Below are 14564 nucleotides of genomic sequence, written 5' to 3'. Positions count from 1 at the left end.
CCCTGCAATTAATTATTTTTTAACAATTGAATGAATTTAAGGCTCTTACCACTTCTTAATACACCTTTCGGATAGACCTTCGCTGCAAACATAGCAATTAAGCTAATGCTAGCCAGTAATACAACCATAGATGTAATAATTTCTAAACTCCCAACGGATCCATTAATAATCCTAACTACCATACTAATTGGAGCTGTAAACGGAACATATGATGTCACCCTTGATACTAGCCCTTCAGGGTTATCAAGTACTACTAATAACTCCACCACTAAGCTTCCCATCAATATAAGAGTAATCGGCATCGTTGTTCCGGATAATTCTTCTGGCCTGCTTACCATAGAACCAAACACTGCGAAAAGTGCCGCATAAACGAAGTAACCGAGAACAAAATATAACAAGAAATATGCAGCATGCTCACCTGTAATCATATTTACATCAATATTCACTCCAAAAAACGAATCCGATACCTTAAAAATTCCAGATTTAATATATAGCGCCATAATAAGGAAGAAAATAAATAACTGTGTCAAACTAGCAAGACCGACTCCTAATATCTTCCCAAAGACCATGTGAACAGGCGACACCTTCGTTACCATCACTTCCATAACACGCGACGCCTTCTCTGACGCTACCGCTGTAGCAATCGCATTTCCATACGAAGTAATTGCTAAGTACATAATCGCTACTAATAAATACACCAGTAAGAATGAGCTTGTTTCTTCGTTATTTAAGTTTTGCTTTTTCGCTTGCACGTTCATCGTCAGTGATTTCACAGCCTCTTCTGATAACTGTTGTTTAACTACCGCACTTTGAAAATACTGATTTTGTACAAATACCTGCGCACTTTGAATCAACTTAGGATTATCCACCTTCATAAAGTAATCTAATACTGGTTCAGCACCCGCACCCTCTTTTAATATAAAGAGCGCTTCGACTTTCTTATCTAACAAATGTTGCTTATATTGATTTAATTTTGTTTTATCACCTAAAGACCAATCCCATTCTGGAAGAGCTTTACTAAGATTAGATTGATCCAAAGTAACATTAGGTGCTTCGGAAATAAATACAACTTTTGCTTTTTCTTTCTCTCCAGAAAACTTTTGTACTAAAGTTGGAAAGGAGAATAAGAATATCCCTCCCCCTATTAATAACAATGTCATCCCAATAAATATTTTCGTCCTCACACGATCCCAATACGTTTGCCCTAAAACAATCCAGAAATTCCTCATTACTTATGCACCCGCCTTTTCAACAAAGATTTGATATAAAGAAGGTTCTTTAATAGAAACATCTCGGATATATTGTTTAGTTTTAATGTCTTCAAGCAGCGAAAATGCATCCTCTCCATCATTAACTTTAATCATGAACGTACGATTAACTTTTTCAAAATTGAAATTTTTCTTCTTAAGAATAGGTTCAATATCCCCTTCCGTTTGCAACGTCATATATTTGTATTGATAACTTTTCTTAATATCTGACAAGGCACCCGATAATACAAGTTGACCATTTTTCATAATACAAATTTCCTCACAGAACGTTTCTACACTGTCCATTTGATGACTACAGAAGATAATCGTTTTTCTTTGCGCGATTAACTCGAGCACAACATTTTTTAACATCTCTGCATTTACAGGATCCAAGCCACTAAATGGTTCATCTAGTATGATGAATTCTGGATTATGCAATATCGCTGAAATCAATTGAATTTTTTGTTGATTTCCCTTTGACAATTCCTCTGTTTTCTTCTTTAAATGTGGTGTCATTTCTAATTTTTCTAGCCACTGTAACGCATGCCTTTTTGCAAGATTAGCTGGCATTCCTTCTAACTTGCCGAAATACACCAATTGCTCCACTACATTCATTTTCGGGTATAATCCACGCTCTTCTGGTAAATAGCCAATAGATAGGTCTTTCTTTGAAAAAGGGCGATTATTCCATAGAATTTGGCCGCTATCCGGTTTGATTAAATCTAAGATCATACGAATCGTTGTCGTCTTACCAGCACCATTTCGGCCCAGCATCCCTAAAATTCCACCTTCTTCTACACGTATATTTAAATCATTAACGGCTTTATATTCACCAAATGTTTTATTTAATCCTTGAATTTCAAATGCCATATATAACATCCCCTTTTAGCTTTTTACGAAATAAATAACCGCCATTCCTAATGCAATCCCGCCTATCATCAAAAAAAACTTTTTCATCACTATTGCCTCCTTCATTTACTTGTTAAGTTGTATCTTTATCATAGACTTCTTTCTGATGCTATTGTCCGCAATCCGTACTGTATTTACCGTAAAAAAGGCGAACCACTCTTATGTGGTTCACCGCAATTTCAACAGATGACATTGATTGTATGAAAACTTCTTAAATATTATTATAAAAATATTCAGAAATTAAACGATATACCTACAAAGAGAGGTGTCTAAACCGTTGCAGATACAACGTAACTTCGTTTTCATTTTATGTGTAACTATCCTGTATTTTTGTTTACAAGGCTATATCTTATATAAAATAAACCAACCATATAGTGGAGTTCTTATTTCTAAAACAGACTCAACTACATACACAATAGCAAAAATTAAATCCTCCGGTTGGGCTTTTCATACGGACTTAAAAGAAGGAGATATAATCTATTCGATAAATAAAGAAAAGCCTCATTTAGGAATACTTCCTGGATACCAAAACCAATCACTAAATGCATCTGAAATACAAATTAAAAAAGACGATATTACCCAAACTTATAAAGGAACACAACATTTTATTGATTCTCGTGACAAAATTATTTCTGTATACTTTCCCTTCCTACTCGCTTTTATTTGTTTAGGGTTATCTATTTTTCTTTATACAAAGAAGCCTTTGAACCGGGAAACATTCTTTTTGATCACGTTTCTATTCATGACTTCCTCAAGTCTTCTAATCGCAGTTGAATCTGGTAAAGGTGATTTTATCGCTCTCATTATTTTAAGTATTGTATTTCAAGGTACACCTATGTCTCTCATTTTATTGTTGAATGAATTATTCAAGAAAAAGCAACTATACGTTATTTCTATGAGATTTCTAAAAATCGATATTACAATCGGCATTATTTTACTATTACTCTCTATTTTAACGATGTTCATTCCATGTCCAATAGTTAATACCGATGGATTAGAACTAATTTACCTTTCAATAAATATTATCTTTTGTATATATTTTTTAATCCGTGCCTATATCAAATATCACAGTACAGTACATAAACCATTTTTAAAATTAATGCTCACGATTCATTCCATTGCCTTCTTTCCGTTCGTTACACTCTATGCTCTTCCAGATGCAATATTCAAAACACCTATTCTCTCAGCAGATATTGGCGCTATGTTCCTAATCGCTCTTCCAATCGGGTATTTTTATTTAGTAGCGACGAAGCAGATTTTTGATATAGAGTTTGTATTTGATCGTTTACGGTATTACGCATTTCTGTCACTAATTCCAACTCTATTAATTGCAATCATTACGAGCTGGAGCATTTATTACAAAGACAATTTTCTCTCTCGACTACTGCAAAGTTTTATTATTATTTTTCCGTTAAACATTCTATTTCTCATATTAAAAGAAAGATTAGATTTTACATTCCGTAATCACCTCTTTCGGACTAAAACAAACTTATACGTAAACATTGAACAGTTTACCGCACAGCTATCATCTATTATGAAAACAGAAGAGTTAGAGAAAAAATTCACTAATGAAATCGTTTCGATGTTGAAACCTTCTTTTATTCAATTTGTTCAATATGATATGAAAGACAACACATATACACTCTGTAACGGATATCGACAAACGAAAGATTTCACACTTTCTAAAAAGAAAAAATGGAGTATGGCAGCATTACTAATTAATGATTTATTAGAGGATGATGGATGCATTGGCATTTACTTATACTCTACTAAACATATAAAACACTACATCTGGATTGGAAGAAAATTGAATAATATTAAATATAATACGCATGAAAAATCATGGTTCATCACTGTCACGACATACGTCCGTCTTATTTACGAAAACTTGTATACTATTAATGAAATTATTCATTCTCTAGAGCAGGAGAGTTTAGAATCCAAAACAAATTCTGCAAGCTTATCACGCCTACTCTTTCAAATTTCTGAACAAGAAAGGCGCCGACTCGCTTCAGATTTACACGACTCTGCATTACAAGATCAAATCGTATGGTACCGCAAACTAGACTCTTTACTAAAAAACAAATCCGTTCCACTAGAATTAAAAAATGAACTAAAAAAAATCCACTTCGGTATGCACGATGTAATACAACAAATTCGCGACACATGCAATGAATTGCGTCCATCACTTTTATCAGATGCTGGTTTAATTGGTGCATTAAGAGAATTGCTAGCCCAAACACAATTACGTGTGCAGTTTCATATTCAATTTGATCATGAATCAATTCAAGAACATCATTACGATTTTGACAAAATTTTATCTTTATATCGTATCATTCAAGAACTACTAACAAACGCAGATAAACATTCCGAGGCAACCATCGTATCGATTTTTTTATGGGAAGAGAATAACTGCATTTTCCTAGACTACCGAGACAACGGCAAAGGTTTTGATATAGACACTCCCTACTCTCCTAAGCAGCATATGGGGATTTCCGGTATAAAAGGAAGGCTTCAATCAATTGGCGGAGAAATACATATAGTATCCGAAACTAAAAAAGGACTTCAAGTAAACATTACAGTTCCGAGGTGGTAAATAATGATTCGAGTATTAATCGTAGATGATCATCAAATTGTAGGCGAAGGAACAAAGAGCATGATTGAATTAGAAGAAGATATGCAAGCAGAATATATTTTAAATGAACAGGAAGCACTTATAAAAAGTGACGCTACACCTTTTGACGTATATCTCTTGGATATGAATATGCCCAATTGTAGTGGTATTGAACTCGCCCAGAAAATATTACATATTCAAACAGATGCAAAAATCATTTTATACACAGGTTTTGAATACGTATCCCAATTTAATTTATTAATAAACTCTGGTATCAGCGGAATTATTAGTAAATCAGCTTCTCAGCAAGAGCTATTAATGGCAATTCGTGCAGCTGTAAATGGATATACTTTACTTCCTATTTCTTTATTACGTCAACTACGTACAGACGATATAACGACTCAACAACTTGAAAATAAAACCGCTCTTCTTACACAAAAAGAATTAGAAATCTTAGAATCCGTCTCTAAAGGAAGTAGCAATAAACAAATTGCTGATGAACTGTACATGAGTTCAAGAGCTGTAGAATACAACCTAACAAAAATCTTCAAAAAATTAAAAGTAGGATCACGCTCCGAAGCTTTAACAGAAGCAATGAGACAAGGCATTTTGAAAGTACACATATAAAATGAAACTTCCATCAGTTTGTTTTGTTTAACCCTTAAATAATGAGATAAATAAAAAAAGTCCTAACCTACAAAACGTAAGTTAGGACTTTTTAACGCGCCCAGAGGGATTCGAACCCCCGGCAGACGTGGTACCGGAAACCACCGCTCTATCCGACTGAGCTATGGGCGCATGATTATAGAAAACACTTCATTTTCTTCTCATAATAATAGCAATAAAATCCATCTAAATCAATAAAAATATCCCCGTAATACCTTATGCATCTTAGCTAAAAGCATATAAAATCTATTTCACCCCTAAATTTTCCAATCATAAATTCACCCCAACTCACAAATTATAATCTTTGAATTGATATTCCAAAGGGGGCTTCATTCAATGACTGTAATTACAAAATTAAAGCAGACTGTTTCTGGATTAAAAAGTGCCCAAGCTAGCTTAGAGGGATTCGCTCTTGATACGGATAACCAACAAGCTAAGCAACTTTTCCAAACAGCTGCGCAGCAAACACAAACGATTATCGATTCTTTAAACCCACGTGTTGAAGAAGTCCAACAAGAAGAACCACAATACTCACAGCAATAACGAACCAATCTTGCTGTGAAATAGAAAAAGGATGATATGCAGTCATCCTTTTTCTATCACATTACATATTGCAATAGAAATGGAATGATAATTATGCGAAAACTCGGCCTCATAACCGCATTATTTGCACTTCTATTTAGCTCTTTTACCGGATGTGATAATAGTCCTTTAGATAAAAAAGTGAAAGAAGAAGCAAAACGAACGGAGAAAGAAAAAGGTCCAAAGTTAACAAAGACGAGTACGGAATCCTTTAATCAATCTATATCACAAGGAGCGAAGAAAAGAGCTCTCGCTATGGATGAAATTATAAAAAGCACAGCAGTGAATTCAAATTTAGATCTCTACATAGCAGTTACACCTGAGCATCACGAAAGGTTTGGATTAAAACCTCTTCGTAAAAAGCTTCAAAAGCAACTAAGTGATGAGCACCCTACTTTCGATGTTCGTGTCAGTACAGATAAAAAAATCTTTATGTTACTCGAAAAACTCGAAAGAAAAATTAAGGAAAAAGAAGTATCTAAAGATGAAATTAATAAACAATTAAAATTCATTGGTAAAAAAATGGAGTCTAACACTTAACGCTTTTTAAAAGAAAAGGAAGGATTGCAATGTCTAGTAAAGATAAAAACTTAACCCCTGTACAACAGGAGTATAAAAAATTCGAACAAGAACGCGAACCGAAACGACCTGTCTTAAAAAATTGTATAAAAGCCTTTTTCGTCGGTGGTTTTATTTGCTTCATCGGACAACTCATTTCTACTTTTTACATCACATATTTTGATTTCACTGAACGCTCAGCAGGCAATCCAACAGTCGCAACGCTCATTTTCATCTCCATGTTACTAACTGGATTTGGTATATACGATCGTTTTGGACAGTTTGCCGGTGCTGGTACAGCTGTACCTGTTACTGGATTTGGTAACTCTGTTATTGCCGCATGTATTGAGCATCGAACGGAAGGATTTGTCCTTGGCGTTGGCGGCAATATGTTTAAACTAGCTGGTTCTGTTATTTTATTTGGTGTATTTTCCGCTTTCGTCATCGCACTTATTAAAACTATTCTCGTTCAATGGGGAGGGCTATAAATGTTACAAGGACACCGAACGTGGGTATTTGAAAACAAACCAGTCATTATCTCAACAGGGGTTGTCGGTGGACCATTTGAAGCAAAGGGGAACATCCCAGAAGACTTCGATATCCTTCATGAAGATTTATGGCTCGGACAAGATTCCTATGAAAAAGCACATAAGATTTTATTCGAAGAAGCTTGTAGTCGCGCTACTGAAAAAGCAGAGCTTCGTAAAGATGATATTCAATTCGTACTCGCAGGAGATTTAATTAATCAAATTACTCCAACAAGCTTTGCTTGCCGCACACTTGGGACTCCTTATCTCGGATTATTCGGGGCTTGCTCTACTTCTATGGAAGGTTTAGCACTTGGGGCAAGTATCGTAAATGCAAAAGGTGCAAAATATTTATTAACTGGAGCTTCAAGCCATAATACAGCTGTAGAAAAACAGTTCCGCTACCCTACCGAATACGGTGGACAAAAGCCGCCTACTGCACAGTGGACAGTAACCGGAGCAGGAGCCGCTATTTTAAGCGATACTGGACACGGTCCAAGAGTAACCTCTGCAACAATCGGCCGAGTGGTTGATATGGGATTAACGGATCCATTTAATATGGGAGGCGCAATGGCTCCAGCTGCAGTTGATACAATTGAAGCCCATTTACGTGAACGTCAAATTGATGCCTCTTACTACGATTTAATCGTAACAGGCGATCTCGGACATGTAGGACGCGAAATTGCTTATGACTTACTACATAAACACGGAACGAAAGTAACGAGCGAACAATTTCAAGATTGCGGAATTATCATTTATAGAGAAGGACAACCTGTCATAGCTGGTGCTAGCGGACCTGGATGTTCCGCAACAGTCGTATACGGTCATTTATTAAACCGAATGAAAAGAGGAGAGTTCAAAAAAATACTTGTCGTTGCGACAGGCGCTTTACTATCTCCACTTACATTCCAACAAGAAGAAACGATTCCGTGTATCGCTCACGCCGTTTCGATTGAATTTGGAGGTGCAACGCAATGATTTTTTTCTGGGCTTTCGTCATTGGCGGACTTATATGTGTAATCGGCCAACTTATGTTTGATGTCGGCAAACTAACACCTGCTCATACAATGGCAACACTCGTTGTTGCTGGAGCTATATTAGATGGATTTAATTTGTATGAGCCATTAATTGATTTCGCTGGAGCCGGGGCAACTGTACCTATTACAAGCTTTGGTAATGCCCTCGTTCATGGCGCAATGGAAGAAGCTGCAAAACATGGCATCGTTGGCGTTATTACCGGCATGTTTAAAGTAACGAGCGCCGGTGTATCAGCGGCTATTATTTTCGGCTTCATTGGAGCATTGTTATTCAAACCGAAAGGATAAGAGGTGTTTATATGACTGTTATCGCTAGCGTAAAAACTTGCCTTGCTAGTGTAAGAGGCGCTCAAGCAAGTTTAAGCTCCCTTTCATTAAATTCACAAGACGAAGAATCAAAACGCGTATTTCATGAATGTATGTTAGAAATGGACAGCGTCATCGCTGATTTAAAGGATAGAATTTCAGTATTAGAACGTGAAGAACCTCAATATAAAGGGTTTTAAGTAGACTGGAGGAAACGACTATGTCTCACCTGCCGGAATGGACACTTGTCATTCTTCGCTCTGTATTCATATTAATTATTTTATTCGCTATTACGAAATGGTTAGGCAAAAGACAAATCTCTCAGCTTTCCTTTTTTGAATACATAGCCGGAATGACGATTGGTGACATCGCTGCCCAAGTATCTACAGGGCTCGATTCAAAATTTTTTCACGGCGTCTTTGCGATACTCATTTTCGCTGTGGTACCTTTTTTAACAGGAATCCTCTCTTTAAAGAACAAAACAGCTCGGGACTTCTTTGAAGGGAAATCTACCGTATTAATAAAAGACGGAAAGATACTCGAAGATAACTTAAAGAAAGAAAAATATACGAGTGACGAATTACTGGAACTTCTCCGCGGAAAAAGTGCGTTCAGCGTAGCTGAAGTCGAATTTGCTGTCTTAGAACCGAGCGGAGAATTAAATGTATTATTAAAGAAAGATTCCCAGCCACTTACAGCAAAAGACATCGGTTTAAAAGTACCAAACGAGAAAGAACCACAAACTGTTATTATGGATGGAAATGTACTAGATGAACCTCTTTCAGCAAGCGGACATAACCGCGCTTGGCTACATTCAGAATTAGAAAAACTCGGTGTTGTTATTGAAAATGTCTTCCTCGGTCAAGTGGATTCATACGGACAACTTACTATCGACATTTACAATGACAAACTCCAAATGCCTTCTCCTCAAAACAAACCTTTATTATTAGCATCTTTAAAAAAATGTCATTCTGATCTTGAACTATTTTCCCTAGAAACAAAGTCGAAATCAGCAAGCGAAATGTATAGTAAAAACGCGAAACAAATCGAAAAGATTTTAAATAAAGTAACCTATCTTTTAAAAGACTAATTATCGAAAGAACGCTTCAGTTAAAAGGCGTTCTTTTCTTTTTTCTCCAGTTTTTATAACGTTTAAATTTATGTAATTCGGTTATGATGTTGAAGATACATAAGCAGGGAATTTCGAAAACATAGCGAATATTTCATGGTACAACTACATATTTTTTTGATTTAAAGTGGTTTCGTTTGACCTTTATTGACCATAATTGTATTATAAGACTAAGAAAGCTTTATAAGGAGGAAATAACAGATGAATTTAATTCCTACAGTAATTGAACAAACAAATCGTGGAGAACGCGCTTACGATATTTACTCTCGACTATTAAAAGACCGCATCATTATGCTTGGTAGTGCAATTGATGACAACGTAGCTAACTCAATCGTTTCCCAGCTTTTATTCTTGGAATCTCAAGATCCAGAAAAAGATATTCACATCTACATCAACAGCCCTGGTGGTTCTATCACAGCAGGTATGGCAATCTATGATACAATGCAGTTTATTAAGCCACAAGTATCAACAATCTGTATCGGTATGGCAGCATCTATGGGTGCATTCTTACTTGCAGCAGGTGAAAAAGGAAAACGTTATGCACTTCCAAACAGTGAAGTAATGATTCACCAACCACTTGGAGGAGCACAAGGTCAAGCGACTGAAATCGAAATCGCTGCAAAACGTATCCTATTCTTACGTGAAAAACTAAACCAAATTCTTGCTGACCGCACTGGTCAACCACTTGAAGTACTACAACGCGACACAGACCGCGACAACTTCATGACAGCGGAAAAAGCTTTAGAATACGGTTTAATCGATAAGATCTTTACAAATCGTTAATACTTAAAAGCGAAAGCGGCTCGTTTAGAATCGCAGGGCGATGGAGCCCCTGATTCCGAGGCGCTTTTTGCCTCGAATGAAGGGGCGAAACAACCGGAGATTCTAAACGCTAGAGCTAGATATAACTAAAAGCGGAAGCGCCCTATAATTGGGCGCTTCTTTTATATATTGTTCCCCGCTCACATACCCCATCCAGTATCCCTCTAAATATATCAACGATTTTTCAATTATATCGAACAAAACTCAAATTATATCAACGATTTTTTTAATATATCAACGGTTCGACACAACATATCGATTTACCGACAATCTCCGACAAGGACAAACCAGCTAAATACCCCTCCCCGCTAATCCGCACAAACAACAAAACAAAAAAACTATCGCATATACGCGATAGCTCTTTATTGTACATATGCAGCTAATGCTTCTAAAGCCTCTTGTGCATCTGAACCTTCTGTTGTAATTGTTATCATGCTTCCAGTTCCAATTGCTAAGCTCATAATCCCCATTATGCTCTTTGCATTTACTGTCTTTCCATCTTTCTCAATAAAGATATCTGCATGAAAGCGATTTGCCTCTTGTACAAACAACGCAGCCGGACGTGCTTGTAAACCGTTTTTTAATGAAACCTGAACTCGTTTTTGAACCACAGCTCCATTTCCCCTTTAACCTCTTATTTTTTTGCTACCGTTTCCCCCGCGCGTAATTTCTCTGCAATTTCATCGATTTTACGCAAACGATGATTAATACCCGATTTACTAATTTTCCCCCCGGATACCATCTCACCTAACTCTTTCAATGTTACATCTTGATAATCTCTTCGTAGTTGCGCAATCTCTTGTAGTTTATCTGGCAATATATCAAGACCAACCGTCTCATCAATATAGCGGATATTTTCAATCTGCCTTAGCGCTGCACCAATTGTTTTATTTAAATTAGCTGTTTCGCAGTTCACTAAACGATTTACGGAATTACGCATATCACGTACGATTCGAATATCTTCAAACCTTAAAAGTGCATTATGAGCACCAATAATATTTAAAAATTCCGTAATTTTCTCCGCTTCTTTCAAATACGTAATGTACCCTTTTCTTCTTTCCAACGTCTTACTATTTAAATCAAATCCGTTCATCAGTTCACATATAGCATCATTATGTTCCTTATATAACGAAAAGATCTCTAAATGATAAGATGATGTTTCTGGGTTATTTACTGAACCACCTGCTAAAAATGCACCGCGTAAATACGATCGTTTACAACACTTCTTCTCAATCAATTCTTGTGATATATTTCGAATAAATGAAAAGTCATCTCGAACGATATGAAGATCGGCTAATATTTCGCGAGACTTTTCAACAAGCCTTACGATATATACATTATTTTTCTTCAATCGCATTTTTTTACGAACAAGTAATTCTACCGTCACATCATATCCTTTTTTCAAAAGCGTATAAATCCTTCTTGCAATTGCCGCATTTTCTGTTTGAATATCGATAGATAGACGACGGTTTGAAAAAGAAAGCGATCCGTTCATTCGAAGTAACGCCGATAATTCTGCTTTCTCACAGCATTCTTTCACTTCAAGATTCGTCAACTCTTTCTTTGTTTCTGATGCAAATGACACAGTCAACACCTCCTTATACGATTATTATGGAACAAAATTCTTGTCCTATATGAATGAGGAGCGCCACCTCAAACGAGGCAACGCACATTTATAACAATGAATATAAAATCGAAGCTAACTTTAACGTATCATGCCTTACAACACGATCATCATACTTCGCTAATCCCTCTTGAATAACATCAATATTATTTTCAGCAAAACGTTCTTCATCCACTACAACTGGTGTAGACATTTCTTCCTCATATAACTTACGTAATTCACAAGGAATCTCACGGTTATTTACAATTGCAGTATTAATAAATGGTTGCCCTAAATGATCGTGTAACGCCTGCACATGATCAAAAGCAGTATATCCCATCGTTTCACCCGCTTGTGTCATAACGTTACATACATATACCTTCTTCGCTTTTGCAGCAAGAACAGCGTCCCCAATTTTGTTAACAACTAAGTTGGGTAATATACTCGTATACAAACTTCCTGGGCCGAAAACAAGTAAATCAGCTCGTTTAATCTCAGCCAACGTTTCATGCAATGGCTCTACATCTTCTGGAGTTAAAAAGACACGATTAATCTTCTTTCCGTAATAAGGAATCTTTGATTCACCTGTTACAATTTCCCCATCTTCAAGTTCCGCATGAAGTACCGCACTTTGATTCGCTGCTGGTAATACACGTCCTCTGACATTTAATACTTTACTTGTTTCCGTAATTGCATGGAAAAAGTCTCCTGTAATCGAGGTCATACCTGCCAACAATAGATTTCCTAACGCATGACCTTTCAGTCCGTCTCCTGTTGTGAAACGGTGCTGAAATAAAGCTTCCACCAGTGGCTCTACATCCGATAACGCAACCAGTACGTTACGGATGTCACCTGGAGGTGGAATTTCTAGCTCATCACGTAATCTACCCGAACTGCCACCATCATCAGCGATTGTAACAACTGCTGTAATATCAACAGGATATTGCTTTAATCCTCTTAATAAAACAGAAAGTCCAGTCCCGCCTCCCATAATGACAATTTTAGGCTTTCTCTCTTTTTTCATCCCTTAATGGCCCTTTCTCTTCTCCACATCACGATGAGATACATGAACACTATACTCTGGTTTCAAATGTTTCCCAAGGTATTCTGTAAGCGTAACAGAACGATGCTGTCCACCTGTACATCCAATTGCAATTACAAGTTGACTTTTGCCTTCTCTTTTATAATGAGGCAGCATGAAAGTAATCAGATCCGTCAACTTCTCTAAAAACTTATGTGTCTCATTAAATTTCAGTACATACGAAGAAACTTCTTCATCTAGTCCTGTTAATGGCTTCATATGTGGAATGTAATATGGATTTGGTAAAAAACGAACATCAAATACTAAATCTGCATCAATTGGAATACCGTACTTAAATCCAAATGACATAACATTTACACGAAATGCTTGCTCAGTTTCTGTTGAGAACAAGTGAACAATTTTTTCACGTAATTCTTTCGGTTTTAAATCCGATGTATCAAGCACAATATTTGCTCGTGCCTTCATATCTGTTAATAAATTGCGCTCTGCTTCGATTCCCTTTAACGGCAAACCAGTTGGTGCAAGTGGATGCGAACGTCTCGTTTCTTTATAACGAGTTACAAGCGTACTATCTTTCGCATCTAAAAATAAAATATGAGGAATAATCCATGTACGTTCTGATAAATCATCAAGTGCTCCCCATAAATGTTCGAAAAACTCGCGGCCACGTAAATCAATGCCAAGTGCCACTTTATTCATTTTCCCTTTTGAATCCGCCATAAGCTCAATAAACTTTGGCAATAACATCGGTGGTAAATTATCTACACAAAAATATCCTAAATCTTCAAAACTTTGTAAAGCTACTGTTTTTCCAGCTCCAGACATCCCTGTAATAATTACCATTTTTATATCATTATTCTCTGTCATCGTATCCTCTCCTTGACGGTTTAACTCGGATCTAATCGATATGAAAGCAACTCAAAATCTGGGGTATATACAAATGTACCGTAGATTATGCCATTTCCTTTAATTAAATAATCAATAATGTGATAATCTCCTGGCGCCATTGCTAAATCATCAATTTTATCAAATGTATGCCAACCAATGATGCCTTCTTCGCTCTCTAGTTTGTTTTCTCCTGCAAAATCTGTCGCTAAAAAGGAGAACATCATCCATTCAGAAACAACTTTATCACCTTCTTGGATGACAAAGGTGAAGACCCCCTTTAACGCTGGGTTTTTCAAATAAATACCTGTTTCTTCGCGATATTCGCGAACAACGGAATCTCTTACAGTCTCACCACGCTCCATTTTCCCGCCTGGTGCAACCCACCAATTTCGGCGAGGTTTTTGGAGTAAGAGTACTTCATTATCTCTAATTAACACACAGTTTGTCACTCTTTGCATGTTTCTTCACCTCAGCTACTTGCAGTAAAATTTCTCACTGCATACTTCTTTCATTATACTATCAAAAACAGTTTGCTACAACGAAGGAGCCAGTCCTCTTTCGCTAAGCATATGCTACTCAACAATTTTAAAAAAGCTTTCCATAACAAGCAATGTAAATGCTTAGACTTTTAATG

Annotated in this window: 17 protein-coding genes and 1 tRNA gene; 10 read left to right on the top strand and 8 right to left on the bottom strand. The window is 36.5% G+C overall.

What is annotated here, in order from left to right; genetic code table 11:
- Positions 1-8 precede the first annotated feature (8 nt).
- Together ATL10_RS07985 and ATL10_RS07980 are read right to left on the bottom strand one after the other, a co-directional pair.
- Positions 9-1229, bottom strand: coding sequence for an ABC transporter permease (locus ATL10_RS07985; RefSeq protein ID WP_098284346.1), 1221 nt, complete (start codon positions 1227-1229; stop codon positions 9-11).
- A 3-nt stretch (positions 1230-1232) separates the two neighbouring features.
- Complete coding sequence (locus ATL10_RS07980; RefSeq protein ID WP_000863494.1) at positions 1233-2117, bottom strand: ABC transporter ATP-binding protein; 885 nt, start codon at positions 2115-2117, stop codon at positions 1233-1235.
- 316 nt (positions 2118-2433) lie between these two features.
- On the opposite strand from ATL10_RS07980, the gene ATL10_RS07975 reads away from it, so the two are divergent.
- Both ATL10_RS07975 and ATL10_RS07970 read left to right on the top strand, forming a co-directional pair.
- Positions 2434-4752 carry a sensor histidine kinase gene (locus ATL10_RS07975; protein WP_001166936.1) on the top strand — a complete coding sequence of 773 codons (2319 nt, stop codon included), beginning with the start codon at positions 2434-2436 and terminating at the stop codon, positions 4750-4752.
- A 3-nt stretch (positions 4753-4755) separates the two neighbouring features.
- Complete coding sequence (locus ATL10_RS07970) at positions 4756-5397, top strand: response regulator (RefSeq protein ID WP_000621765.1); 642 nt, start codon at positions 4756-4758, stop codon at positions 5395-5397.
- Between the two features lie 95 nt (positions 5398-5492).
- Here ATL10_RS07970 and ATL10_RS07965 read toward each other — a convergent pair.
- Positions 5493-5568: transfer RNA gene (locus ATL10_RS07965), tRNA-Arg, on the bottom strand.
- Between the two features lie 204 nt (positions 5569-5772).
- Between ATL10_RS07965 and ATL10_RS07960 the strand changes: the two genes are divergently transcribed.
- From ATL10_RS07960 to clpP, 8 genes are all read left to right on the top strand, one after another.
- Positions 5773-5979: a DUF1657 domain-containing protein gene (locus ATL10_RS07960; protein WP_000216166.1), complete on the top strand. Its 207-nt coding sequence runs from the start codon at positions 5773-5775 to the stop codon at positions 5977-5979.
- Between the two features lie 93 nt (positions 5980-6072).
- Positions 6073-6558 carry a YhcN/YlaJ family sporulation lipoprotein gene (locus tag ATL10_RS07955; protein WP_001228545.1) on the top strand — a complete coding sequence of 162 codons (486 nt, stop codon included), beginning with the start codon at positions 6073-6075 and terminating at the stop codon, positions 6556-6558.
- A 29-nt stretch (positions 6559-6587) separates the two neighbouring features.
- Entirely contained in the window at positions 6588-7064 is a 477-nt protein-coding gene (spoVAC, locus tag ATL10_RS07950) for a stage V sporulation protein AC (RefSeq protein WP_000095399.1), read from the top strand.
- Positions 7065-8081 carry a stage V sporulation protein AD gene (gene spoVAD / locus ATL10_RS07945; protein WP_000938972.1) on the top strand — a complete coding sequence of 339 codons (1017 nt, stop codon included), beginning with the start codon at positions 7065-7067 and terminating at the stop codon, positions 8079-8081.
- A complete protein-coding gene (spoVAE, locus tag ATL10_RS07940) occupies positions 8078-8428 on the top strand; it encodes a stage V sporulation protein AE (RefSeq protein WP_000575919.1) in 351 nt (116 codons plus the stop codon). The genes spoVAD and spoVAE overlap by 4 nt, the downstream gene beginning before the upstream one ends.
- Positions 8429-8439: 11 nt before the next feature.
- Positions 8440-8646, top strand: coding sequence for a DUF1657 domain-containing protein (locus ATL10_RS07935; RefSeq protein WP_000215909.1), 207 nt, complete (start codon positions 8440-8442; stop codon positions 8644-8646).
- 20 nt (positions 8647-8666) lie between these two features.
- Positions 8667-9536, top strand: a complete 870-nt coding sequence (locus tag ATL10_RS07930) for a DUF421 domain-containing protein (protein WP_110496690.1) — start codon at positions 8667-8669, stop codon at positions 9534-9536.
- A 240-nt stretch (positions 9537-9776) separates the two neighbouring features.
- Positions 9777-10358: an ATP-dependent Clp endopeptidase proteolytic subunit ClpP gene (gene clpP, locus ATL10_RS07925; protein WP_001049162.1), complete on the top strand. Its 582-nt coding sequence runs from the start codon at positions 9777-9779 to the stop codon at positions 10356-10358.
- A gap of 401 nt (positions 10359-10759) precedes the next feature.
- Here the strand turns inward: clpP and ATL10_RS07920 are convergent, their stop codons facing one another.
- The 5 genes from ATL10_RS07920 to ATL10_RS07900 form a co-directional block, all read right to left on the bottom strand.
- Positions 10760-11008: an HPr family phosphocarrier protein gene (locus ATL10_RS07920; RefSeq protein WP_075717077.1), complete on the bottom strand. Its 249-nt coding sequence runs from the start codon at positions 11006-11008 to the stop codon at positions 10760-10762.
- Positions 11009-11031: 23 nt separating this feature from the next.
- Positions 11032-11982 (bottom strand): DNA-binding protein WhiA, encoded by a 951-nt coding sequence (gene whiA / locus ATL10_RS07915; RefSeq protein WP_000006566.1) that lies wholly within the window; start codon positions 11980-11982, stop codon positions 11032-11034.
- A gap of 88 nt (positions 11983-12070) precedes the next feature.
- Complete coding sequence (locus tag ATL10_RS07910; RefSeq protein WP_000712187.1) at positions 12071-13024, bottom strand: gluconeogenesis factor YvcK family protein; 954 nt, start codon at positions 13022-13024, stop codon at positions 12071-12073.
- A 3-nt stretch (positions 13025-13027) separates the two neighbouring features.
- Positions 13028-13909, bottom strand: a complete 882-nt coding sequence (rapZ, locus tag ATL10_RS07905; protein WP_000138459.1) for an RNase adapter RapZ — start codon at positions 13907-13909, stop codon at positions 13028-13030.
- A gap of 20 nt (positions 13910-13929) precedes the next feature.
- Positions 13930-14388, bottom strand: coding sequence for an NUDIX hydrolase (locus ATL10_RS07900; protein ID WP_001190080.1), 459 nt, complete (start codon positions 14386-14388; stop codon positions 13930-13932).
- Positions 14389-14564: the final 176 nt, after the last annotated feature.

This window comes from Bacillus sp. 196mf, assembly GCF_003217275.1.
In the GTDB taxonomy this organism is placed as follows: domain Bacteria; phylum Bacillota; class Bacilli; order Bacillales; family Bacillaceae_G; genus Bacillus_A; species Bacillus_A thuringiensis_S.
Note: the sequence above shows the minus strand (reverse complement) of the source record. Positions and strands in the feature narration are given on the sequence as shown.

Bases quoted from the DNA above. Each gene is read 5' to 3' on its own strand.
- ATL10_RS07970 (WP_000621765.1), top strand. From the start codon at position 4,756: ATGATTCGAGTATTAATCGTAGATGATCATCAAATTGTAGGCGAAGGA.
- ATL10_RS07980 (WP_000863494.1), bottom strand. From the start codon at position 2,117: ATGGCATTTGAAATTCAAGGATTAAATAAAACATTTGGTGAATATAAA.
- rapZ (WP_000138459.1), bottom strand. From the start codon at position 13,909: ATGACAGAGAATAATGATATAAAAATGGTAATTATTACAGGGATGTCT.
- ATL10_RS07960 (WP_000216166.1), top strand. From the start codon at position 5,773: ATGACTGTAATTACAAAATTAAAGCAGACTGTTTCTGGATTAAAAAGT.
- spoVAC (WP_000095399.1), top strand. From the start codon at position 6,588: ATGTCTAGTAAAGATAAAAACTTAACCCCTGTACAACAGGAGTATAAA.
- ATL10_RS07955 (WP_001228545.1), top strand. From the start codon at position 6,073: ATGCGAAAACTCGGCCTCATAACCGCATTATTTGCACTTCTATTTAGC.
- ATL10_RS07910 (WP_000712187.1), bottom strand. From the start codon at position 13,024: ATGAAAAAAGAGAGAAAGCCTAAAATTGTCATTATGGGAGGCGGGACT.
- ATL10_RS07930 (WP_110496690.1), top strand. From the start codon at position 8,667: ATGTCTCACCTGCCGGAATGGACACTTGTCATTCTTCGCTCTGTATTC.
- ATL10_RS07900 (WP_001190080.1), bottom strand. From the start codon at position 14,388: ATGCAAAGAGTGACAAACTGTGTGTTAATTAGAGATAATGAAGTACTC.
- spoVAD (WP_000938972.1), top strand. From the start codon at position 7,065: ATGTTACAAGGACACCGAACGTGGGTATTTGAAAACAAACCAGTCATT.
- spoVAE (WP_000575919.1), top strand. From the start codon at position 8,078: ATGATTTTTTTCTGGGCTTTCGTCATTGGCGGACTTATATGTGTAATC.
- clpP (WP_001049162.1), top strand. From the start codon at position 9,777: ATGAATTTAATTCCTACAGTAATTGAACAAACAAATCGTGGAGAACGC.
- ATL10_RS07935 (WP_000215909.1), top strand. From the start codon at position 8,440: ATGACTGTTATCGCTAGCGTAAAAACTTGCCTTGCTAGTGTAAGAGGC.
- ATL10_RS07985 (WP_098284346.1), bottom strand. From the start codon at position 1,229: ATGAGGAATTTCTGGATTGTTTTAGGGCAAACGTATTGGGATCGTGTG.